The 21,779-nt window shown below is 64.5% G+C and carries 22 protein-coding genes; 6 read left to right on the forward strand and 16 right to left on the reverse strand.

Translation table 11 applies throughout. The features are described 5' to 3' along the window. Nucleotides 1-7: 7 nt before the first annotated feature. The 6 genes from ptsP to thrS all read right to left on the reverse strand — a co-directional run bounded on the left by ptsP (nt 8) and on the right by thrS (nt 6,173). Complete coding sequence (gene ptsP / locus A7V84_RS20135) at nt 8-1,702, reverse strand: phosphoenolpyruvate--protein phosphotransferase (RefSeq protein ID WP_025517655.1); 1,695 nt, start codon at nt 1,700-1,702, stop codon at nt 8-10. Nucleotides 1,703-1,811: 109 nt separating this feature from the next. Next, on the reverse strand, nt 1,812-2,081 hold the full coding sequence (locus tag A7V84_RS20140; RefSeq protein ID WP_025517656.1) for an HPr family phosphocarrier protein: 270 nt from the start codon (nt 2,079-2,081) through the stop codon (nt 1,812-1,814). 64 nt (nt 2,082-2,145) lie between these two features. Continuing rightward, nucleotides 2,146-2,544 (reverse strand): PTS sugar transporter subunit IIA, encoded by a 399-nt coding sequence (locus A7V84_RS20145; RefSeq protein ID WP_025517657.1) that lies wholly within the window; start codon nt 2,542-2,544, stop codon nt 2,146-2,148. Nucleotides 2,545-2,554: 10 nt separating this feature from the next. Beyond that, nucleotides 2,555-3,511 (reverse strand): glutathione synthase, encoded by a 957-nt coding sequence (gene gshB, locus A7V84_RS20150; RefSeq protein ID WP_025517659.1) that lies wholly within the window; start codon nt 3,509-3,511, stop codon nt 2,555-2,557. 146 nt (nt 3,512-3,657) lie between these two features. Then, nucleotides 3,658-4,200, reverse strand: a complete 543-nt coding sequence (gene infC, locus A7V84_RS20155) for a translation initiation factor IF-3 (protein ID WP_081695127.1) — start codon at nt 4,198-4,200, stop codon at nt 3,658-3,660. Nucleotides 4,201-4,220: 20 nt separating this feature from the next. Next, the gene (gene thrS, locus A7V84_RS20160; RefSeq protein WP_025517662.1) at nt 4,221-6,173 is read right to left on the reverse strand and encodes a threonine--tRNA ligase; all 1,953 of its coding nucleotides are present in this window, start codon (nt 6,171-6,173) and stop codon (nt 4,221-4,223) included. Between the two features lie 480 nt (nt 6,174-6,653). On the opposite strand from thrS, the gene A7V84_RS20165 reads away from it, so the two are divergent. Then, a complete protein-coding gene (locus A7V84_RS20165; RefSeq protein WP_025517664.1) occupies nt 6,654-7,394 on the forward strand; it encodes a response regulator transcription factor in 741 nt (246 codons plus the stop codon). A gap of 1 nt (nt 7,395) precedes the next feature. Here the strand turns inward: A7V84_RS20165 and hemN are convergent, their stop codons facing one another. Further along, a complete protein-coding gene (gene hemN, locus A7V84_RS20170; RefSeq protein WP_082832996.1) occupies nt 7,396-8,808 on the reverse strand; it encodes an oxygen-independent coproporphyrinogen III oxidase in 1,413 nt (470 codons plus the stop codon). A 92-nt stretch (nt 8,809-8,900) separates the two neighbouring features. On the opposite strand from hemN, the gene A7V84_RS20175 reads away from it, so the two are divergent. Next, nucleotides 8,901-9,179 (forward strand): hypothetical protein, encoded by a 279-nt coding sequence (locus A7V84_RS20175; RefSeq protein WP_025517667.1) that lies wholly within the window; start codon nt 8,901-8,903, stop codon nt 9,177-9,179. A 141-nt stretch (nt 9,180-9,320) separates the two neighbouring features. Beyond that, on the forward strand, nt 9,321-9,560 hold the full coding sequence (locus A7V84_RS20180) for a hypothetical protein (protein ID WP_025517668.1): 240 nt from the start codon (nt 9,321-9,323) through the stop codon (nt 9,558-9,560). A gap of 185 nt (nt 9,561-9,745) precedes the next feature. Here the strand turns inward: A7V84_RS20180 and A7V84_RS20185 are convergent, their stop codons facing one another. From A7V84_RS20185 to A7V84_RS20195, 3 genes are all read right to left on the reverse strand, one after another. Beyond that, on the reverse strand, nt 9,746-10,882 hold the full coding sequence (locus A7V84_RS20185) for a porin (RefSeq protein ID WP_025517669.1): 1,137 nt from the start codon (nt 10,880-10,882) through the stop codon (nt 9,746-9,748). A 356-nt stretch (nt 10,883-11,238) separates the two neighbouring features. Beyond that, nucleotides 11,239-12,153 (reverse strand): DNA/RNA non-specific endonuclease, encoded by a 915-nt coding sequence (locus A7V84_RS20190; protein ID WP_082832995.1) that lies wholly within the window; start codon nt 12,151-12,153, stop codon nt 11,239-11,241. A gap of 142 nt (nt 12,154-12,295) precedes the next feature. Continuing rightward, nucleotides 12,296-12,820 carry a DedA family protein gene (locus A7V84_RS20195; protein WP_025517672.1) on the reverse strand — a complete coding sequence of 175 codons (525 nt, stop codon included), beginning with the start codon at nt 12,818-12,820 and terminating at the stop codon, nt 12,296-12,298. Nucleotides 12,821-12,926: 106 nt separating this feature from the next. On the opposite strand from A7V84_RS20195, the gene A7V84_RS20200 reads away from it, so the two are divergent. Then, nucleotides 12,927-13,259, forward strand: a complete 333-nt coding sequence (locus tag A7V84_RS20200; protein ID WP_025517673.1) for a hypothetical protein — start codon at nt 12,927-12,929, stop codon at nt 13,257-13,259. 15 nt (nt 13,260-13,274) lie between these two features. On the opposite strand, the gene A7V84_RS20205 is transcribed toward A7V84_RS20200, so the two are convergent. Both A7V84_RS20205 and A7V84_RS20210 read right to left on the reverse strand, forming a co-directional pair. After that, nucleotides 13,275-14,870 (reverse strand): GGDEF domain-containing protein, encoded by a 1,596-nt coding sequence (locus A7V84_RS20205; RefSeq protein WP_063492080.1) that lies wholly within the window; start codon nt 14,868-14,870, stop codon nt 13,275-13,277. 43 nt (nt 14,871-14,913) lie between these two features. Further along, nucleotides 14,914-16,431, reverse strand: a complete 1,518-nt coding sequence (locus A7V84_RS20210; RefSeq protein WP_231886843.1) for a GGDEF domain-containing protein — start codon at nt 16,429-16,431, stop codon at nt 14,914-14,916. Nucleotides 16,432-16,697: 266 nt separating this feature from the next. Here A7V84_RS20210 and A7V84_RS20215 point away from each other — a divergent pair, with 266 nt between their 5' ends. Next, the gene (locus A7V84_RS20215; RefSeq protein WP_033534065.1) at nt 16,698-17,543 is read left to right on the forward strand and encodes a universal stress protein; all 846 of its coding nucleotides are present in this window, start codon (nt 16,698-16,700) and stop codon (nt 17,541-17,543) included. Nucleotides 17,544-17,562: 19 nt separating this feature from the next. On the opposite strand, the gene A7V84_RS20220 is transcribed toward A7V84_RS20215, so the two are convergent. From A7V84_RS20220 to A7V84_RS20230, 3 genes are all read right to left on the reverse strand, one after another. Continuing rightward, nucleotides 17,563-17,979 carry a YidB family protein gene (locus tag A7V84_RS20220; RefSeq protein ID WP_025517679.1) on the reverse strand — a complete coding sequence of 139 codons (417 nt, stop codon included), beginning with the start codon at nt 17,977-17,979 and terminating at the stop codon, nt 17,563-17,565. 79 nt (nt 17,980-18,058) lie between these two features. Beyond that, nucleotides 18,059-19,273 carry a lytic murein transglycosylase gene (locus A7V84_RS20225; RefSeq protein WP_063492079.1) on the reverse strand — a complete coding sequence of 405 codons (1,215 nt, stop codon included), beginning with the start codon at nt 19,271-19,273 and terminating at the stop codon, nt 18,059-18,061. Between the two features lie 33 nt (nt 19,274-19,306). Next, on the reverse strand, nt 19,307-20,110 hold the full coding sequence (locus A7V84_RS20230; RefSeq protein ID WP_063492078.1) for a ferritin-like domain-containing protein: 804 nt from the start codon (nt 20,108-20,110) through the stop codon (nt 19,307-19,309). 59 nt (nt 20,111-20,169) lie between these two features. On the opposite strand from A7V84_RS20230, the gene A7V84_RS20235 reads away from it, so the two are divergent. Then, nucleotides 20,170-21,315, forward strand: a complete 1,146-nt coding sequence (locus A7V84_RS20235) for a GNAT family N-acetyltransferase (RefSeq protein WP_063492077.1) — start codon at nt 20,170-20,172, stop codon at nt 21,313-21,315. Here A7V84_RS20235 and A7V84_RS20240 read toward each other — a convergent pair. Continuing rightward, nucleotides 21,312-21,779 (reverse strand): cyanophycin metabolism-associated DUF1854 family protein, encoded by a 468-nt coding sequence (locus A7V84_RS20240; protein WP_033533969.1) that lies wholly within the window; start codon nt 21,777-21,779, stop codon nt 21,312-21,314. The two genes, A7V84_RS20235 and A7V84_RS20240, sit on opposite strands and share 4 nt — an antisense overlap.

A 21,779-nucleotide genomic window follows, 5' to 3' on the forward strand; every position in this document is an offset into this window, starting at 1 on the left:
AGGCGCATCAGGCCTGCTCCAGCAGGTCCAGGTCGACCGGCAGCGCGCGGTTCAGCGCCGCCGCCACCTTGACCCGCAGCGCATTGGAGTGGGCGCGCCGCACCTCGCGCTTGACGTCCAGCAGCTGCTGCGGGTGCATCGAGAACTCGGTCAGCCCCAGTCCAAGCAGCAATCGGGTCAGACGGGCGTCGCCGGCCATTTCGCCACAGACCGCCACCGGCTTGCCCGCCCGCTCACCGGCGTTGATGGTGTGCGCGATCAGGCGCAACACGGCCGGATGCAGCGGGTCATAAAGCTCGGCAACATCATGATCGCCGCGGTCGATCGCCAGCGTGTACTGGATCAGGTCATTGGTGCCGATCGACAGAAAATCCAGCGCCTGGGCGAACGGCTCGATGGCGATGGCGATGGCCGGCACCTCCACCATGGCGCCGACCTCCACCCGTTCGGCATAGGCCTGCCCGCGGGCATCGAGTTCTCGACGCGCGGCAGCCAGCGCCGCAAAGGTGGCCTTGACCTCGTGCATGTGCGCGATCATCGGGATCAGCAGACGCACGGGCCCGTGGGCCGAGGCACGCAGGATGGCCCGCAACTGGCACAGGAACAGGTCCGGGCGCGACAGGCAGTAGCGGATGGCCCGCTGCCCCAGCGCCGGATTGGTCGCCACGGTGGCCTCGCCATCGAGCGTCTTGTCCGAACCGATATCCAGCGTGCGTATCGTTACGGGCCGCCCGGCCATGGTCTTCACGACCGAAGCGTAGGCCTGATACTGCTCCTCTTCGCTGGGCAGGTCCGTGCGACCCATGAACAGGAATTCGCTGCGGAACAGGCCGATGGCATCGGCGCCTGCCGCCAGCGCAGCCGCCGCCTCGTCGGGCAGCTCGATATTGGCTTCCAGCTTGATGCCGATGCCATCGAGCGTCATGGCCGGCACGTCGCGCAGCAGGCTCAGTTCGGCGCGCTCTTCGGCATAGGCCCGTTGACGGGCCCGGTACTCGGCCAGGATGCCCGGCGAGGGATTGATCATCACCACGCCGCTCGCCCCGTCGACGATCAGCATGTCGCCATCGCGCGCCAGCTCGCGTACATTGCCCAGCGCCACGACCGCCGGCACGCCCATGCTGCGCGCCACGATGGCCGTGTGCGACGTCGGCCCGCCCAGATCGGTGACGAAGGCCGCAAAGCGGCCGCCGCGCAAGCGCAGCATGTCTGCCGGCGAAATGTCGTGGGCCACCACCACCAGCGGATCATCGCCTTCGAACTGGGAACCATCGGGCAGCAGGATGGAACTGCCGGAGAGCACCTGCAGCACCCGCTCGATCACCTGACGCACGTCGGCGCCACGCTCGCGCAGGTACTCATCCTCCATGGCGTCGAACTGCTCGCACAGAATCTGGCCTTGCGCGGTCAGCGCCCATTCGGCGTTATAGAAGCGTTCGGCGATGATGCCGCGGGCCTGTTCTGCCAGCAGCGGATCGCTGATCAACAGACGGTGCACGTTGAGCATGGCGCCCAGCTCGCGCGGCGCATCCTCGGGCAGGTTCTCGGCCAGCTGCAGCAGGTCGGCCTGCGCCTGCTCCAGTGCGGCCGTCAGGCGCTGGCACTCGGCAGGCACATCTTCGGGCGCCACACGGTAGTGCGCGACCTCGAGCGCGGCCGCGCCCATCACCACGGCGCGGCCGATGGCATAGCCACGCGCCACCCCCTTGCCGAACAAAGATAGAACGGGGCTGGCAATGCCAGCCCCGTTCTCGGAAACAGCGACTGCAGCCGGCGCGCCTTGCGCACCGGCCAAGACATGCGTGCGCGAACTATTGCTCTTCACCGAATTTGCCATCGAACAAGGATTGGATTTCCACCAGCGCCTGATCGGCATCGTTGCCCGAGGCATCGAGCCTGACGGTCACGCCCGGCCCTGCGGCCAGCATCATCACGCCCATGATGCTCTTGGCATTGACACGCTGCGCGCCGCGGGCGATGAAGATTTCGCTTTCGAACTTGCTGGCGAGCTGGGTCAGCTTGGCAGCCGCCCTCGCATGCAGGCCGAGTTTATTGCTGATGACGATGTCTAAGGTAGGCATGGTTGGTATCGAATCGCGGCCCCGATCGCAGGCCGGGCTTGATGGAAGAGCCTGAGGCCCGGAGTCAGTCTACACGCAAGCAGCCCTGCACACCGCCGGCCAGCGCTTTTTCCCGCGCCTCGGCCAGCGACATATTGCGATAAGTCAGGGCGCGCATCAGCATGGGGGTATTCAGGCCGGCCAGCAGGCAGCACTGCACGCCAAGCGCGCGCGCATCGGCTACCGCCCGCTTGGCGATATTGGCAGGCGTGGCGCCGATCAGATCGGTCAGCACCAGCACCCCCTGCCCGCGATCCACGCGCAGCACGTCCTTGAGCACCACCGGTGCCAGGTCGTCCGGCATATCCTGCGGCTCGATGTCGTGCACGGCCAGCACGTCGGTGGCCTCGCCCAGCACGTGCCGCACGCTTTCGCGCATGGCGCTGCCCAGCGGGGCATGGACGACGATGACGATCCCGGTCATGGCCGCAGCCTCAGGCAACGGCGCTTTCTAGCGCCTGGGCAAAACGATCTGCAACGTCATAGCCGGTCTGCTCGGTGATTTCCACGAAACACGTCGGGCTGGTGACATTGATCTCGGTGATGTAGTCGCCGATCACGTCCAGGCCGATCAGCAGCAGACCGCGCCCGGCCGTCCTGGCCGCCACGGCCAGCGCCAGCTCACGCTCGCGCGGCGACAGGGGCTGGGCCACGCCGCGACCGCCGGCAGCCAGATTGCCGCGCGTCTCGCCGGCCAGCGGGATGCGGGCCAGCACGAACGGCACAGGCTCGCCGCCAATGATGAGCACGCGCTTGTCGCCCTTGATGATCTCGGGAATATAGCGCTGCGCCATGATGGTCCGCGTTCCGTTGTCGGTCAGCGTCTCGAGAATGGCGTTGCGATTGGGGTCGTTGTGCTGCAAGCGGAAAATGCCCGTGCCGCCCATGCCGTCCAGCGGCTTGACGATCACATCGCCATGCTCGGCATGAAAGGCCTTGATGCGCGCCATGTCGCGCGACACCAGCGTGGGCGCAGTCATGCCGGCCACCTCGGTGATGGCCAGTTTCTCGGGATGGTTGCGGATCGCCGCGCCACCGTTGAACACCTTGGCGCCCTGCGCCTGGGCATATTCCAGTAGATGAGTGGAGTACACGTACTCCATGTCGAAGGGCGGATCCTTGCGCATCAGCACCGCGCCGAAGGTCTCCAGCGGCATATCAGTCGCCGGCCCCGACTCGCGCCACCAGCCGGCCTCGTGCAGGTCGGCCTGCGCCAGCAGCTCGATAGGCTGGCTGCGGGCGCTGACCGTGCCGCCCTCGATGAACAGATCCCCTTGCTGCGCCACGCTCAGGGTATGGCCGCGCGCGACCAGAGCCCGCATCATGGCGACGGAGCTGTCCTTGTATGCCTTGAGTTGCGGCAACGGGTCGATGATGAACAAGACGTGCATTGACTTACCTGACACCTCTGCCCCGCCACACTCACTGGGAGATGCGAAGCCGGAAAACGTGTGATCGCCCGCCGCCAGCGGCATGGCGATAAAGGCAAACCGGCCCGACGTCCTGCTGAGCGAGGACGCGGGCCGGTATTGCGGGATCAACTGGCCGAATCAGTCTTGGCGGCCTTTTTCTTGGGGGCCAGCACCATGACCATCTGCCGGCCTTCGAGTTTCGGCATGGCTTCGACTTGCGCCTGTTCGGTGATGTCGTCGCGCACCCGCTCGAGCACTCGCATGCCAAGCTCCTGGTGGGCCATTTCACGGCCACGGAAACGCAGCGTCACCTTGACCTTGTCGCCCTCTTCGATGAAGCGGCGCAGGTTGCGCAGCTTGACCTGATAGTCGCCCTCGTCGGTCGCAGGACGGAATTTGACTTCCTTGACCTGGATGACCTTCTGCTTGGAGCGGGCCTCGGCCTGGCGTTTCTGCTCTTGATACTTGAACTTGCCGTAGTCCATCAAGCGGCAGACTGGAGGATCGGCGTTGGGCGCGATTTCGACCAGATCCACGTCAGCTTGCTCGGAAAGACGGAACGCATCGGCAATCTTGACGATGCCAAGCTGTTCTCCTTCCAGACCTATCAGGCGCACCTCGGGGACGCGGATTTCACCGTTGATGCGAACGCTTTTTTCAGTGGCGATGTTGAAAACTCCTAGAAAAGTTAGACAGCCTTGCTGTCCGGCTGAACGACGTTGCGCCGGGTGGCGACGTCTTCATTCAGGCGAGCGACGAAGTCATCGAACGGGATGGCGCCCAGATCCAGGCCGCCCAGTCCCCGCACGGCGACAGCGCCGTTTTGCGCCTCCTTGTCACCTACGACAAGGATGTACGGAACCTTCTGAAGGCTATGTTCCCGGATTTTACGAGTGATCTTTTCACCACGCAAATCCGCCTGCACCCTAAAGCCTTGTTTTTTCAGGCCTTGTGTGATTTTCGCCGCATATTCGGCAGAAGATTCGGAAATGCAGCACACCACGGCCTGCACCGGAGCCAGCCAGGGCGGCATCGCACCGGCATGGTTTTCGATCAGCATGCCGATAAAACGCTCCAGCGACCCCAGAATCGCACGGTGCAACATCACAGGCGTGCGGCGCTGGTCGTTCTGATCGACATACTCGGCGCCCAGACGCTGCGGCATCGAGAAGTCCACCTGGATGGTGCCGCACTGCCAATGACGGCCGATGGCATCCTTGAGGGTGTACTCGATTTTCGGGCCATAGAAAGCGCCCTCGCCCGGGGTGATTTCAAACTCGCAGCCGGTGCGGCGCAGGCTTTCCATCAGCGCGGTTTCCGCCTTGTCCCAGATCTCGTCGCTGCCGATACGCTTTTCGGGGCGCGTGGCCACCTTGTAAAGCACATCGGTAAAGCCGAAGTCGCGGTAGACCTCCTGCAGCAGCGCCGTGAACTGGGCACATTCATCCTGCAATTGATCTTCGGTACAGAAAATGTGGCCGTCATCCTGCGTAAAACCGCGCACGCGCATCATGCCATGCAGCGAACCCGACGGCTCATTGCGGTGGCACTGGCCGAACTCGCCATAGCGCAGCGGCAGTTCACGATACGAATGCAGGCCCGCGTTGAAGATCTGCACGTGGCCCGGACAGTTCATGGGCTTCAGTCCGTAGACCCGGTTCTCCGACTCCGTCGTGAACATGTTCTCGCGGTAGTTGTCCCAGTGCCCGGTCTTTTTCCAGAGCGACAGATCCAGGATCTGGGGCGCCTTGACCTCCTGATAGCCGTTGTCACGGTACACCGCGCGCATGTACTGCTCGACCTGCTGCCACAGCGTCCACCCCTTGGGGTGCCAGAAAATCAGGCCCGGCGCCTCGTCCTGGAAGTGGAACAGATCCAGTTCGCGCCCGATCTTGCGATGGTCGCGGCGCTCGGCCTCCTCAAGCATGTGCAGATAGGCTTCCTGGTCTTCCTTGGTCGCCCAGGCCGTGCCATAGATGCGCTGCAGCATCTCGTTGTTGCTGTCGCCGCGCCAGTAGGCGCCAGCGACCTTCATCAGCTTGAAAACCTTGAGCTTGCCCGTCGACGGCACGTGCGGACCACGGCACAGGTCAATGAAATCCCCTTCGCGGTACAGGCTGATCGTCTGATTGGACGGAATCGAGGCGATGATCTCGGCCTTGTATTCCTCGCCGATGCTCCTGAAGAAGGCTACGGCATCATCGCGCACCCACTCTTCGCGCGTGACCACTTCATCCTTGCGGGCCAGTTCGGTCATCTTTTTCTCGATGGCCTGCAGGTCCTCTGGCGTAAAGGGGCGCTTGTACGAAAAGTCGTAGTAAAAGCCGTTATCGATCACCGGCCCGATGGTGACCTGGGCTTCCGGAAACAGGGACTTGACTGCGTAGGCCAGCAGGTGGGCCGTCGAGTGCCGGATCAGATCCAAGCCATCGGCGTCCTTGGCCGTCACGATGGCCAGCCCCGCATCCTGATCGATGCGGAAGCTGGTGTCGACCAGCTTGGGTTCTTCGTCATTGAGCGTGACACGGCCGGCCAGGGCCGCCTTGGCCAGGCCGGTTCCGATGGACTGCGCCACCTCGGCGACCGTGACCGGCCCGGGGTATTGACGCTGCGAACCATCCGGCAAAGTGATTTGTACCATCGTACGGATTTCCTGGATGAAGTTTCCTGGACGAAAAATGAAAAACGCGGCTGGCTAGCCGCGTTTTATCTGCCTGTTTGCTTTGCGTTTCAGTGCCTGCCGGCAAAAAACACCACGAACGACTCAACGCGACATGGGGCGAGAGGTCGTGGTGGTAGTTCGCGCCGGCAGAAGAAACATGGACAAGGCTTTGGGCAGTTCAGTGAATTCGGTTTCCGCTTGGCCACAGGATGGGCGAAGCGATATGTATTCATTGACTGATTGTAGCACTTTTGCCGCAGCAACCGAAGCCGCAACTCACCCGAGCGGCATCACGCCAGCCCGAAAGGAAATTGGCACTTTTAACAAGAAAATGACCGAATTTGTAGGATTTTTCCTGATTTTCGGATGCGTGATCATTCTGAGCCGATTGCCTTTAATCTGCGAATCGAAGCCTAAAAGGCTCGGACGACTCCCGCAAATACGCATTGGACAAGCGCTATGTCAAACCATCTGCCCCCGCACTCCGGACAAGACAGACCCGAAGACGCCGGCGATCCCGGCTACGGTGTGCGCCGCTACATGTTGCTGTCGCGGCCCAGCCACAAGATCCGCGTCGCCATTCTCGACGACCATCCCGCCATCACACTCGGACTGGCCGCCTACCTGCGCAACCAGGCCGATCTCGAGGTCAAGTGCGTTGAAACGCGCGCCGACGCCCTGGCCAAGACCTTGCGCCAGCAACCCTGCGACGTGGCCGTGGTCGACTTCTACCTGCCGCGCCAACCCTGGGACGGCATGGACTTCATCCGCCGCCTGCGACGCCAGCACCCGGAAATGGCCATCGTGACCTTTTCGGCCGGCAAGAACACCGAAACGGAATTCGCCGCCTACCGGGCCGGCGCCAACGCCTTTCTGCCCAAGGAGGCCTCGGTCGAGACCCTGGTCGAAGTCATCCGCCAGACGGCTGCCGACCGGCGCCACTTCCTTGGCTGGAAAGACGGCAAGTCACAGGTCACCGAACCGGCCCACCCCGACTCCCAGCTCACCACGGCCGAGCTCGAGGTGTTGCGCCAGATCTCACAGGGGCTGTCGGTTACCCAGGTGGCCTCGCGCCTGTTGCGCAGCAAGAAAACCATCAGCACGCACAAGCGCCGCGCCATGAAGAAACTCGGCCTGGCCGATGACCTGGCGCTGGCCCTCTACCTGAACGAGAAATTCGAGCAGAACATCTGCGGCTGACTCAGGCCAGACGGGAATAGCGGTCGGCCACCCGGTTGCAGCGCAGATGCGCATCAAACACCATGGCCACCGCCCGCACGAAGAACCATCCCTGCGCCGTGACCTCCAGCCAATCGGGGGTCAGGCGCAGCAGGCCCAGCGCCTGAAGCGGCTGCAGATCCTCCAGCTCCTGGGCAAATGCCTGAGCCACCGGCAGACCGCGCTCGGCAGCATAAGCGGCAAGGTCCAGCTCGCCCCGGCACATGATGTCCATGATGATGCGACGCCGCCACAGGTCATCGGCGCTGCACGCGAGCCCGCGCTCGACCGGCAGTCCGCCCGCCTCCAGCGCGGCGTAATAGGCATCGAGCGTTTTGTGGTTCTGGCTGTAGACCGCCCCCACGTGGCTGATGGCCGATACCCCCAGCACCAGGAGATCCCGGTCCGGCTGGGTGCTGTAGCCCTGAAAATTCCGGTGCAGACTGCCGTCGCGGCGCGCCTGGGCAAGACTGTCCTCAGGCAAGGCGAAGTGGTCCATCCCGATATACACATAGCCCATGTCCTGGAAGCCTTCTATGGCCGCCGACAACAGGGCGACCCGAGCGGCGCCATCAGGCAGGGCCTGGCTGTCGATACGGCGCTGCGGCTTGAAGCGCGTGGGCAGATGAGCGTAGGCATAAAGGGCAATGCGATCGGGCCGCAAACCGGCCACCTGCCCGATGGTGCGCGCAAACGACGAGGCCGTCTGCTTGGGCAGGCCATAGATCAGGTCCACATTGATTGACGCGAACCCCAGGCCGCGCGCCGTGCGCATCAGATCACGCACGGCCTCGAACGGCTGCACGCGGTGCACCGCCTGCTGCACGTCAGGATCGAAATCCTGCACCCCGAAGCTCAGACGATTGAAACCCATCTGCGCCAACGCCCGCAGGCGCGTTTCATCGATGGTGCGCGGGTCGATCTCGATGGAGAGCTCGGCCTGCGGCTGAAGGTCGAAATGCTGTCGCAGCGATGCCATCAGGCGGGCCAATTGATCGTCCGACAGGAAAGTTGGGGTGCCCCCGCCGAAGTGCAATTGACTCACAGGACGGCGCTCACCCAGCAAAGCTGCCTGCATGGCCATTTCGCGCTCCAGCGCATCCAGGTAAGGCTGGGCACGTTCGTGATGGCGCGTCACGACCTTGTTGCAGGCGCAGTAATAGCAGATCGACTCGCAGAATGGGATATGCACGTACAGCGACAGCGGCTGCGACGCCTGCTGGCCACAGGCCCGCAAGGCAGCCTCCCATTGGCCGGCACCGAAATCGGCATGCAGGCGATCCGCGGTGGGATACGAGGTATAACGAGGCGCATTGGTCGCCAGACGCTGGAAAATACCAGGCTGAAACGGCGTGCGTACAGGGGCGAGCGAGGCAGGAGCATCCATGCTGAACATTATCCGCGCGCCTTGCTTGCGCCCCTTTGATTTGCCGCAATCCCCGTCCGCGTAGAATGAGCCGTCCGGAACTCTTGCATAGACCCCACACCATGGAAACCGAACTCGACGGCCGTTTGCTGGCCTTGCGCCAGGCCCTGGCAATCTCCATCGCCCTGTCCACACGAGGACACCCCCAGGCCACCGGCATGGCACTTGAACTGCTTGACGATCTGCGCGACCACGCCAGCGACGGCCCGGCCGACTCGCCATTCGAGACGCCGCCCTGGGCCCTGGCCGCCCAGGAAGAACTGGAACAGATTGCGCGCCTGGTGCGTGCGTTTACCGGCAGCGACGACGACAGCGATGAGGATGACGACAAGGCCGATTAACCCCCGGGGACTGGCCTGGCGCAAAACCGTTTGCAATCCTTGACTTTGTATTTCCATCTCGTAACGGTAAGCTCTGTTTCACTTTCCGCACGACCGGCGTAGCTGTTGCACAACGACGGCCCACCCATTTTTGTAAAGTCCATGAGCCAGTACCTGCACGCGTTTTCCCAATTGCGCCCCCTCACCGAAGCCGAACGCCGCGCTCAGCGCACCTTGGCTGCCGCCGACCAACTGTTGAGCCGGGTGCGTCCGCCGCGCCCGACCAATGACTGCACTTCGGCCGAAGCCGAGCTGATGCGCTACATGGATGAAATGCGTACGCATTCGGGCGCCTATGGCCATGCCGGCGCAGTTCTGCGCCGCCGCGACAGCGCACGCTGATCGCAAGCAGCCCTCTCCAGAAAACGGCCGCCTCGATAATGAGGCGGCCGTTTTCTTTTGGACGCACAGCACATCGGCCGCGCGACCACAGGCATACAGACGAAAAAAAACCACTCTGGATAGAGTGGCTTAAAAGAAGGCGGCCCCTGACTCTGCTCAGTTGGGGGCCGCAAGGGCTACCGCGATTAGAAGCGGTGGCGCAGACCCACACCAACGGTGGTCATCTTGTCGCCCTTGATGAAGGCGGCGCCGTCAGCGTACGAACCGAAAGCATACAGGTTGGTGCGCTTGGACAGGTCATAGGTGTAACCCAGGCTGTACACGTCCATCGCGTACAGGTTCTTGTTCGGGTCAGCACGCTGCCACGAACCGAAGACCGAGCTCGAAGCACCGACCGGAGCGCTCACACCCACCATGTAGGAGTTGATGCGCAGACCGTCCCAGGTGAAGCGATCGGCGGTGTAGCCGATGCCCTTGGCCGGGCCGCCGGCGTGCTGGCGCCCGCCCATCAGCTCAAAGCCCTGACCGGCGAAGGTGCCGTCTTCGCTGCGGCCATAGGCGGCAGCCAGTTTGACCACTTCAAAGTCATACGACGCGCCGATGATGAACTGCTGCGGACGCGGCTGGTTCGGCTTGCGCTGCTGGCGGTCGTAGGAGAAAGCCACGTTCAGGGGGCCTTCGACATAACGGATACCGGCGGTGATGGCGCGGTTGTTTTCCTTGGTCTTGAAGGCGGTCGGGCCTTCGACGTCATCGGTCGAGAACGAGTAGCCGATGCCGCCCTGGAAGCCGCTGTAGCTGGCCGTCTGGAACATGACCATGTTGTCGTAGCGCACGTTGTTGGCAGCGCTGAAGGCGGTGCCCATGCCGGCGGTCATGAATTCAGTGGCGAACGGGTCAATCGCGCTGAAGTATTTCGAGGCGATGTTGGTCTGACGGCCGAGGTCCAGCTGACCCCATTCGGCGTGACGCAGACCGATCGTGGCTTGGCGGCCGAACAGGCGATCGCCCTGACCACGCGTACCGTTGTTGGCGTTGAAGCCGTTTTCCAGGACGAAGACAGCCTGCAGGCCGTCACCCAGATCTTCCACGCCGCGCAGGCCGAAGCGCGAGCCATTCTGCACGCCGCTGTTCATGCCAAAGCGCGACTGGGAGCTGCTGCCATATTGGCCGCGGTTCGCGTCGGTGCGACCCACTTTACCGCTCTGGTAAGTCACGCCCAGGTCAATCAAACCATACAGGGTGACCGAAGTTTCGGCGGCCGCGACCCCACCCATGCCGGCGAGGATAGCGCCGACCAGCAAAGTTTTCGTGAGCTTCATATTCTTGATCCATTCCAAAACAGGAGAGGTTTGGTCACGCCGGTTAAGCGCGCCACAGGTTCAAGACTAGAGAAGCAAGCCGTCAGCAATACAACTAAATATTACAGTAGGCTACTCTTAACAACCGAACTGCTACAAGCCCTATGGATTTCCCTAGGGAGGCGGGATATGTCACCACATATTGTGTTACGAGTAAGGGAGCTGCAATCAAAGCAAGGTATTGCAAGTTAACAACACCCTCGCCAGCCCTGCGTGCATCAACGTCGTTTTTCCGTACGCTTGTTTGCAGCAAAATCACACATTTAGCCGGTATTTTTCAAAATTCCCCAGCCGAAGGCGCAGACTTTGCCGCAAGCTCAACCCTTGGGCAAGAGGTATAACCCTGTGCGGCGTACGAATTCGGTATAGCTGATCGGCGGCCCCACCTGCGTGTCGGGGCGGTTGGCATGCCAGTGAACCCAGGTCTTGGCCGCCACGGGATCATGCACGACCTTGAACAGATGAGTCGGCACGGCCACGCCATTGCCGATGGTCTTCGGACTACCCTCGTACACCGGTCCGGTGAATACATACACATCCCCCTGAGCCCGCTGAATATATTTCCGGGTGTCCTGCTCGATGCGACTCCAGGCGCCAGCATTATGGCGCTGGTCCTGCGGCACCATATTCGCAAGCGAGAAACTCTGCGCCATCGTCTGCGCGTCGTACATATCCCCGGCCGGCGCCATGTGGCCGCGAGAATAGCCGGAATTCTTGTAATCACTGAGCGCGGCGCGCTCGGCCGAGGGCAGGCGCGCCTCGGCATAGAACCTGTCGGTGCGTGGCAGTCCTTTGCCCTGCGCCAGCAGACGGCGATTCAAACGTTCGACCACGAATACCGGCGTCTTGGTCTGCCCATTGTGCAATATCGCAAATCCACTCAGGCACAACTCGCGCTGCGCGGCACCGCCCGGCACCTGCGGCATGCCGCCCTGCGGAAAAAACTGCGGGCAATCGGCAAATCGTGTCTGGGCCAGACCGCTGGGCGCCGGGACGGCGGACGGCGCCAGGCTTTCGTCCTGTCCGGGAATCCACTGCCGGACCTGGTCCACGACCTGGCTGACCGACGCTGGCAATGGGGTCTGCGGATGCAAGGCACAGGTAGCCACCCCGAAACTTGTCAGGGTGGAAACCAGCAGGGCACGCAGGAATCGGAGGTGGCGGCCGGGCGATGCTTTGGCAGCCGGGCGACGGGAGCGGGGACGGGATACGGTTTTTTTCTGGCGCGTCATACGGGATAGGCCGGCCTACTGACTGATGCCGCCGGCATGGCCGCGCATTGTAGATGACGCTATCCTGTCCCGCTTGGGCTTGACCTCTTACGGCCGGATATGGATGAGGATCCGCCTGCCCTCCTCCGCCCGAACGGCTCGCTCAGCTCAGCCAGCGGCTGCCCAACCACCCTGGCAGCAGCAAGGCCGCCGCCCACAACAGCGCCGAGCCCCAATTGGCAAGCTGAAACCAGGCAGTACGCATGCCGAACACCCCAGCGGCCATCGGCACCGTGGCGCGCAGCGGGCCGAAGAAGCGGCACAGCACGATACTCAGCACACCCCAACGCTCGACATAGGCCGCCGCACGCAGCACCATATGGGGTCGCGCCTGCACCCAACGCCATGTCATCACCCGTGGGCCGGCCCAGATGCCGATGGCGAATGCCACCCAGTCGCCCAACGCCGCGCCGACCGAAATCGACAGCCAGACCGGCACGAAGCCGGCATGGCTCAGATGAATGGCGGCGCCGATCGACAACAAGAGGGCCGTACCCGGGATGAACAGTGCCACCAGCGGCAACGACTTCACGAAGGCCAACGCGAACGCCAGCGGCGCCAGCCATGGCCCCAGTGCGGGCAGGCTGTCGACAAGGGTGGCGTAAAAAGCGCGCAGCGATTCAAGCATGAAGAGTGACCCAAGAGGCGGGGCTCTACTTTACCGCCTGCACCACCCATCCACGCAGCGCCCTCCCGTCGCTACACTAACGGACCCTGCCTACCGGAACCCGACGATGAACTGGTTTATCTATCGCACCGCCCCGCTCGATGCGGGCTGGGATTTTCTGCTGACAGTGGCCGAAGCCATGGCCCTGTCCGATCAGGCGCTGGAGACCGGCCTGCTGCGCGATGACTGGCGGGCCGCGTTCGTGTCGGCCCAGGAGGCGGCCGAACGGGCAGGATGGGAGGGCGATTTCCGGGCCGAGCCACATATCCTGATGCTGCCCCAGCCCGCCACGGGCGCCTTGACGCCTGGGTTTGTCTGGAAGCAGGACAACGCCGGCGCCTGCTTTGTCGCCAGCCCGATGCCCCTGCCCTGGCTGGGCGACCCCTTGCCGACGCTCTAGTCCGCCACGCCCGCCTCAGCCACGCGGGCCGCTGGCCATCAACTCGTATCCATCGACAATGCCGCCCGGCGTCATGACGCTCACACGGTTACGGCCACGCCCCTTGGCATGGTAGAGCGCGCGATCGGCGGCCTGGAGCAGGCCGTCCGTGTCGACATCGTGGTCGCGGATCCGCGCCACGCCCAGCGACAAGGTCACCGGTGTGCCGCTGTCGAGCAGCGCATGCGCCACGCTGTTGCGCAAACGCTCGGCAAACGCCGCCGCGCTCTCCACCTCGGTCTGGGGCAACACCACCAGAAACTCATCGCCGCCCAGGCGCGCCACGTAGTCGCCGGCGCGGATCTGCTCCTGCACCACCTTGCTGACTTCCCGCACCACGCGATCGCCGACCAGATGGCCGTACTGATCGTTGATCCGCTTGAAGTAGTCGATGTCGAACATCACCACCGACAGCGGTATGCCCTGTTCGCGCAGGCCTTCCAGCGCCAGCGCCAGGCCGCGCCGGTTAAGCACGCCGGTGAGCGGGTCGCTGCCGCTTTCGCGGCGCAACCGCCCGATACTGTGATCGAGCGCGGCGACCCCGCGCAGCAGCCCGCGCCGCAGGTCGGCTGCCTCGCGATACCAGCTGCGGATGCGGCGCAAGCGGCTGCCGACGTCGCGCTCCTCGATCCGGCTGGCCGCCTCGGCCAGTTGGCGCAATGGCCGGGCGATCAGATTGGAGAAAAACACGATCGCCACCACCAGCAAGGCGATGACCGGCAGCACGTACCAGAATGTGCGCCGCATCACCTCGTCTACCCGCGCCAGCACCGAGACCGCCGGTTTCTGCACGACGATCCCCCAGCCCGTGCTCGACACCGGGGCAAAGCCACCCAGCATGTCGACGCCGCGCCGGTTGGTGAAGCGCAAAGCCCCATGCTCGCCCCGCTTGACCGCATCGACAGCGGCATTGATGGCGCGCTCGCCTTCGCGCTCGGCCTCAGGGTGATAGATCACGATACCGCTGCGATCCACCAGATAGGCGTAGCCCGCGCTTAACTCCTTGGGCGCGCCCAGGATCGTGCGTACCGCATTGGGCGCATGCAGATAGATCGTTCCGACCAGATAGCCATTCAAGTGCTGGTCTTCACTTAAGATCGGCTGTGACAAGGCCACTTGCCAACGCCCCGAGGCGGACGAGCGGTAGGGCTCGGAGATCATGGGAGCGCGCCCCAGGTCCGCCATCATCGGCAGACCGCTGGTGACCGGCTCGCCAGTGAGCGCCGAGTCCGCCAGCACCACGCCCTGGGCATTGAGAACGCTGAGCGACTGGAACAGATCATTGACCCGATCCAGGCGCATGACCATCTGCCGCATCGGTTGGGGTTCGAGTTCGCGCTCGCTCAGGTCATTGGCCACCAGCTCCAGCAAATCGCGGCCGCGGCGCAGATAGTCATCCGTAAGCCGGGCAAGCTTGCCGGCTTCCGACTGGTTGGTCTTCAGAACGTCATCGATCAGGACATTACGCTTGACCAGATAGGTCGCGCAGATGCTGGCCGCCAACGCCAGAAACAGAAAAAACAGATTGCTTGCCAGAATGAGGCTGCGCAACCGGAGCCGGGAAGAAAACATAGTCGGAAGGAAGCCACCAGGTGGGCCGTATCATACTGCCCAGCTATGTTTCTGCTTGCAGGCGGCTGCGAACCTGATTGCGGCCGGCGCGCTTGGCCTCATATAGGGCCAGATCAGCGCATTCCAGCACTTCCGTCAGCGTGCCGCCCTCGTGGGGATACATCGCCACCCCGATGGACACCGTGCAGGCCCCGCCCGGCAACGCCTGGAACGACTCCACGGCCGCACGGATACGATCGGCCGCCTGCAACGCCTGGCCGCGCTCCGTATTGGGCAGCAGGACCACGAACTCTTCTCCGCCCAGCCTGCCCAGGATATCGCTGGCACGCGCGCGATCGCGCAGCAGCGCGGCGATGCTGCGAATGACCGTGTCCCCGGCGGCATGACCCAATTGGTCATTGATCGACTTGAAATGATCGATGTCGACCGCCAGGATGGCGATCGACTGCCCGGGCCGAGGTTCGGTCTGCAGGATTTCGTCCAGGCCGCGACGATTGAGCAGGCCGGTCAGGGCGTCGGTCAGGCTGTCCTGGCGCAACTGATGAAACTTGGTGCCGATCTTGCGGCTGACGGCAATCAGCGCCGTCTTGAGCTGTTCGGCCTCGCGAAACCAGGCGCCCACAGTGGCCAGACGCTCGCCCACGCGCGGTTTGTCCAGATCGGCCGCCACGCCCGCCAGCTGCGCCAACGGCCGCGCGATACGGTTGGCCAACCACCAGACGCACAACAACGACAGGCACAGCCAGGGCAAGGAAGTCTGCAGGATGCCGGTCAGCAATTGCTGCGTGCGTGACAGCGACGACTCGGCCGCGCTCTGCACGATCACGCCCCACCCGGTCTCGCGCACCAGCGCATAGCCAGCCAGCATGTCCTGGCCATCGAGGCTGGTCAGGCGCTGGGCGCCCTCTTCGGCGCCCATCACCGCCCGCACGGCCCGGTTTTCTTCCAGGTTCTGCCCGATTCGACGCAAGGACGGCTGATACAGCAGCGCTCCGCGCGCATCCACCACATAATGATTGCCGTTGCCGACCTCGCGGGATTCGCCCAGGATGTCCGACAGCGCATTGCGCTCGCTCATCGCCAGCAGGCCCACGACAAAGCCGCCGAAACGTCCATCGGCCAGAAACACCGGCTGCGACAAGGCCAGCATCCACTGCCCGGCCGACGAAAGAAACAGATCACTGATGCGCGGCAGGCGGCTGGCCAGGGCCAGCTCCATCTCTGCCGAGCGCACGCGTCGGCCTGCGCCGCCGGGGCCATCGGGCAGCAACATGGCGACCTGGCCGCGCGCATCGACAAAGCCCACGGCATCGAACCGCCCGTTCTGATGTTTGAGTCGCTGGATCTCGGCGCGTACGCTGGCCGCGGAGGCATCGTCGGCGCCGATCTGGCGGGCCGCATAGGACAGTTCATTGAGGCCTTCGCGCAGGAATACGTCGATGCTGCGCGCCATGCGTTGCGCCAGGCTGCGGTTATGGTCGAGCGACTGACTCAGCTGGATATCGCGCTGCACGACGACGCTTGCATATAGCGCACCGGCCAGGGCCATCAGCAGAGACAAAATGCTCAGCCCTAAAATCAGGCCGCGTAAGTCGAGTCGACGCATCACAACGAAGATCAGTGACCTAAAACAGCAGAAATGAGGAAAACTGTCGCCCTCAGTGTGGCAGATCACCTGCTTGCATGACGCCATACCGCCCGCCGGACTGCCCGGCAGGGCTTTGCCGGCAGACGCTTGCCCGCCCTGGAAGTTACAGCCCCGGGCTTGCGTTCTGCCGGGGTTCGCAGGATAGTGGCATGGCCAAGCTGCCCGCCAGGGAGAGTAACATGAAACAAGTTATTGCCTGCATTGCAGACTCCCCACAAACCGGCGCCGTTTGCGACTACGCCATCTGGGCGGCGCGACGGCTGGATACCGATCTGGAGTTCCTGCATGTGTTGCAGCATGCCTCCGAGGCCATGCCGGTCGCCGACCTGGGGAGCGGCATCTGGATCGGCGCGCAGGATGATCTGCTCCAGGAGCTTACCGAGCTGGACAAGCGTCGCGATGCGCTGGCGCAGGCCCACGGCGAACAATTGCTGCAGGCCGCGCTGCAACGTGCCCGCGATCAGGGCCTGATGCGGGCCGACCAGCGCCAGCGCTGGGGCACGCTGGTCGACACCCTGCTCGAAATCGAAGCCGACACGCGTCTCTTTGTGCTCGGCCGTCGGCGCGGCGGCCCGCCACCGCTCAGGCTGCTCGCCGACCCGCGTCTGGAGGCTGCCGTGCGCGCCCTGCGCCGCCCGGTGCTGGTGGCGCAGTCGCCCTATCGCGCTCCCGAGCGCTACATGATCGCTTTCGATGGCAGCGCGACAGCCAGCCACATGATAGAAATGGTCAGCCGCAGCCCCTTGCTGACCGGCCTGGAATGCCACCTGGCCATGGTGGGCGAGGCCCACGCACCCGCCCTCGACGAAGCCGCTCGCATGCTGACGCAGGCCGGATTCTCACCGCAGATCGCTCGCCTGACCGGCGAGGCCGTGCCCGCCCTGGTCAGCCATGCCCGCAGCGTGCAGGCCGATCTGCTGGTCATGGGCGCCTATGGCCACAGCCGCATCCGGCAGTGGGTGCTGGGCAGCACCACCACTGCCTTGCTTGAGCAGGCGCCCGCGCCGGTACTGATCCTGCGCTGAGCCCCGCCCGCAGCGCGACTCAGGCGCGCTTGCCCAGCAGGCCGCCCAATGCGCCCAGCAACTGGCTGGCGTCGGGCAAGCGTGCACTCTCGGCCTTGCCATCCGGCGCCGCCAGGTTGACCAGCCGCGGCAGCAGCACGCTCAGGCCGTCCAGCACCGAGGAGCGCTCCTGGCCGCTGCGTTCGGCCAGGCCATCGACCAGGCCCGGCTCAAGCGCCCGATCCAGGGCTGCGGGCTCGACCGGCTCCGGCTTGCCACCCAGCCAGGCCGCCACAATATTGCCCAGCCCGCCCTGCTGCAACTGCTGCAACAGGCCGCCAATGCCGCCAGGGTACTTGCCCAGCATTTCGATCAGGGCCGGCACCAGCGCGGCGGGCCCGCCGCGGTTCGCCAGACTGCCCACGGCGGCCGAAGCCAGGGAATCGAACAGACTCATTTCACTCTCCTTCGTACGAATAGAGGGCGAGTATAGGTTGGGCGGCGCCCCCTTCACGCCCGCGCCGGCTAAAGAATCGTCAAGGCTGGGCGCGCAGCGCGCGCAGCGTCTTCTGCCCTGCCCGGCCATCCTCGGGCAGGCCCAGCTCGCGCTGGACCTGTTGCAGCGCCTGACGGGTGCGGGTGCCGATCACGCCGTCAGGCTTGCCGATATCGTGGCCACGCGCCACCAGCAGCTCCTGGAGTTCGAGGCGTTCGGCACGCGACAGGCCGGGATCGTCCGTCGGCCAGGCGCGCGCAAACGGCATCCCGCCCCTCAGGCGGTCGGACAGATGCGCAATGGCCAGCGCATAGCTTTCGGCCGCGTTGTACGAGTAAAGCGCATCGAAATTGCGGGTCACGAGAAAGGCCGGACCTTGCGGGCCTGCGGGCAGCAGCAGCCCGACAGGCGTGTCGCCTGCCGGCAAGGCCTGGCCGTCGGCGCGCTTGATGCCGCGCGCAGCCCAGGCCGACATTGCCTGCTTGTTGCGACGGCCGGCCACGCTGGTGTCCATGCCAGGGGGCAGCGTCACCTCGAAGCCCCAGGTCAGGGCCGGATTCCAGCCTGCACGCTTGAGGAAGTTGGCTGTCGAGGCCAGCGCATCGGGCACGCTGTCGACCAGATCGCGGCGGCCATCGCCGTCGAAGTCGACCGCCAGGCGCAGATAGGTCGAGGGCATGAACTGGGTCTGACCGAAAGCGCCGGCCCACGAGCCCTTCAGGCGCTCGGGCGCGACCTGCTCGTCCTGAATGATGCGCATCGTGGCCAGCAGCTCGCCGCTGAAATAACTCTGGCGACGCCCGAAGCAGCTCAGGGTGGACAGCGAGGTCAGCAAGGGGCGTCCACCCAGGTTCTGGCCAAAGTTGCTTTCCACGCCCCAGACCGCGACCACGGTGGCCGGATCGACCCCGTATTGCTGCTGGACCCGCGCCAGCACTTCCTGCCATTGGGCCATGCCCTGCTGGCCGTCGTCGATGCGCGCCTGATCCACCAGGGAGGCCATGTAGTCCCAGATCGGCGTCTTGAATTCAGGCTGGGCATCCAGAAAGCCGATCACGTCCATGTCAGGGCGAAGGCCCTGCGTGTAGCGATCGAAATTGGCGGGCTTGACCCCCGCCTCAGGCGCCTTGGCGCGCAGCTGCACCAGGCATTGACGATAGGTATCGAGCTCGGCTGCCGTGGGTTCGGCGGCATTCGCGAGGCTGGCGGCCAGCAGCAGCGGCGCGCAAAGGGAGATCGGGATCAAGGGCTTCATGCCGGCATTCTAAACGCCGCCCGACCCGCTGCGCTACGGGCCCGGCGGCGCCTGCAACGCCGCAAGTTCGGCCTCGTCGAAGCCGGCTGCGCGGCGCGCCTCGAGGTTGAAAGGCCCGCGCAGCCTGGGCGCCCCGTAGCGGCGCGAGAGTTCGGCATAGGTGATCAACGGGTCGACCCCTCGCTCGGCGCAGAAATGGCGATACCAATGGTTGCCAATCGCCACATGACCGATCTCGTCGCGCAGAATGATCTCCAGGATGGCAGCCCCCCGGGCATCGCCGGCCTGGGCCAACTTGTCGCGGATCAGCGGCGAGGCATCCAGGCCGCGCGCCTCCAGGGTGCGCGGCACCAAGGCCAGGCGCGCCAGCAGATCATCGCGGGTTCTTTGCGCCATGTCCCACAGGCCGTTATGAGCCGGGAAGTCCCCATAGGCGTGGCCCAGCGTGGCCAGATGACGGTTGAGCAGATCGAAGTGATAGGCCTCTTCGCGCGCCACCCGCAGCCAGTCGCGATAGAACGTCCCGGGCAGCCCGGCGTAGCGCCAGATGGCATCGAGCGCCAGATTGATGGCGTTGAATTCGATGTGGGCCAGCGCATGCAGCAGGGCGGCACGGCCCTGCGGGCTCTGCACCGACCGCTGCGCCACCTGCGACGGCGGCACCAGCTCGGGTTGCGCCGGACGGCCGGGCAGATCCGGCGGCTCGGCCAGCTCCTGATCCTGACCCAGCGCCAGGGTATCGTCCAGGCCCGCCACGGCGGCCAGCTTGTCCTGCCAGCTGCGCGCCGCCAGGGCCGCCCGTGCCTGGGTTCTCAGGGTCGTTGCCTGCCCTTGCATAGTGCTCTGTTCTCCTTTCTGTCGCCCCCCGGGGGGAGGCGGCACTTTATCATTGCGGCATGACCGACGCTTACCGCCTGCAGGCCGACACGCCGCTGCACGATCTGGACCCCGCGCAATGGGATGCGCTGGCCGGCGACCACCCCACCCTGCGCCATGGCTATTTCTCGGCGCTGCACGACACCGCCTGCGCCAGCCCGAAGACAGGCTGGACCCCGTTTTTCCTCACGCTGCATCGCGACACGACCCTGGCGGGCGTGGTGCCGCTGTATCTCAAGATGCATTCGCGTGGCGAGTATGTCTTCGATCAGGGCTGGGCCGATGCCTATGCGCGCCACGGCTTGCGCTACTACCCCAAGCTGCTGGCAGCCGTGCCCTTCACCCCCGTACCCGGTCCCCGGCTGCTGGCCGAGGATGACGCCGCACGCGGCCTGCTGGCGCAAGGCCTGGTGACGTTAGCCCGCCAGATCAAAGTGTCCTCACTGCACGTACTGTTCGGTGCAGATGCCGATATGGCCGCGCTGCACCAGGCCGGCTGTCTGCTGCGTCAGGGCATACAGTTTCATTGGCGCAATGCCGGCTACGCCGGTTTCGAGGACTTTCTGGGGCAGTTCCGCCACGACAAGCGCAAGAAGCTGCGCCAGGACCGCAAAAAGGTGTTCGGCCAGGGCATCCGTTTCCGGCACCTGGAGGGCGCGGCTATCGGCCCGCGCGAGCGCGAATTCTTCTACGCCTGCTACCGCAACACTTATCTGGCGCATGGCAACCTGCCTTACCTCAACCCGGAATTCTTCGAGCAACTGCAGGCCAGCCAACCGGGCGCGCTGATGATGGTGCTGGCCGAAAAGGACGGCGAACCACTGGCCTGCGCACTCAATCTGCAGTCAGCCGACACCCTCTATGGCCGTTACTGGGGCGCCACCACCTATGTGCCGGGCCTGCACTTCGAGACCTGCTACCTTCAGGCCATCGAATACTGCATCCGGCGCGGGTTGACGCGATTCGAGGGCGGCGCGCAAGGCGAACACAAGATGGCCCGCGGCCTGATGCCCACGCCGACCTGGTCGGCCCACTGGCTGGCGGATGCGCGTTTCACGGCCGCCGTGGATGATTTTCTGCAACACGAGACGGCGGCCGTCAATGAGTACCTCGACGACCTGGCCCGGCATACCCCGCTGCGCCGGGAGGATGACCAGGCGGGCTAGAGGAAACGATCCAGCAGCTTGCGGCTGTGGCGATCAAGTGCCTGGGCGTCGCGGATCAGGTAATGAATGCCATGCATGTCCGAGATCAGCAGGGTCGGCCCGTTCAGGCGCCGGATGTCTTCTTCGCCGCGCAGCACGAAATGGGTTTCGCCCCGGTCGGTGGCGACGCGCCAGGTCGAGGGCGTGGCGTAGGTCGACACGGACAGCAAGCGCTGGATCTCGGGCATGAACTCGCGCGCGGCCAGCTCGTCTTCGATCAGGGCGCGTGCCGCGGCCGGCGCCTGGCCCAGGTCATCCAGCCACAAGGCCTCACGCCCGTCGGCCGTCATCAAGGCCAGCCCCTGCTGCGGCGCACTGATCGGAAAAGCACGCACCGGCACGATGCCCTCGTAGGCGCGCCCCTCAAGCAGCAGCACCAGACGCCCCTGGGGGTTGCGCTGCAGTTCAAATGCTCGGGTCACCAT

This window comes from Bordetella trematum, assembly GCF_900078335.1.
GTDB lineage: Bacteria > Pseudomonadota > Gammaproteobacteria > Burkholderiales > Burkholderiaceae_B > Bordetella > Bordetella trematum.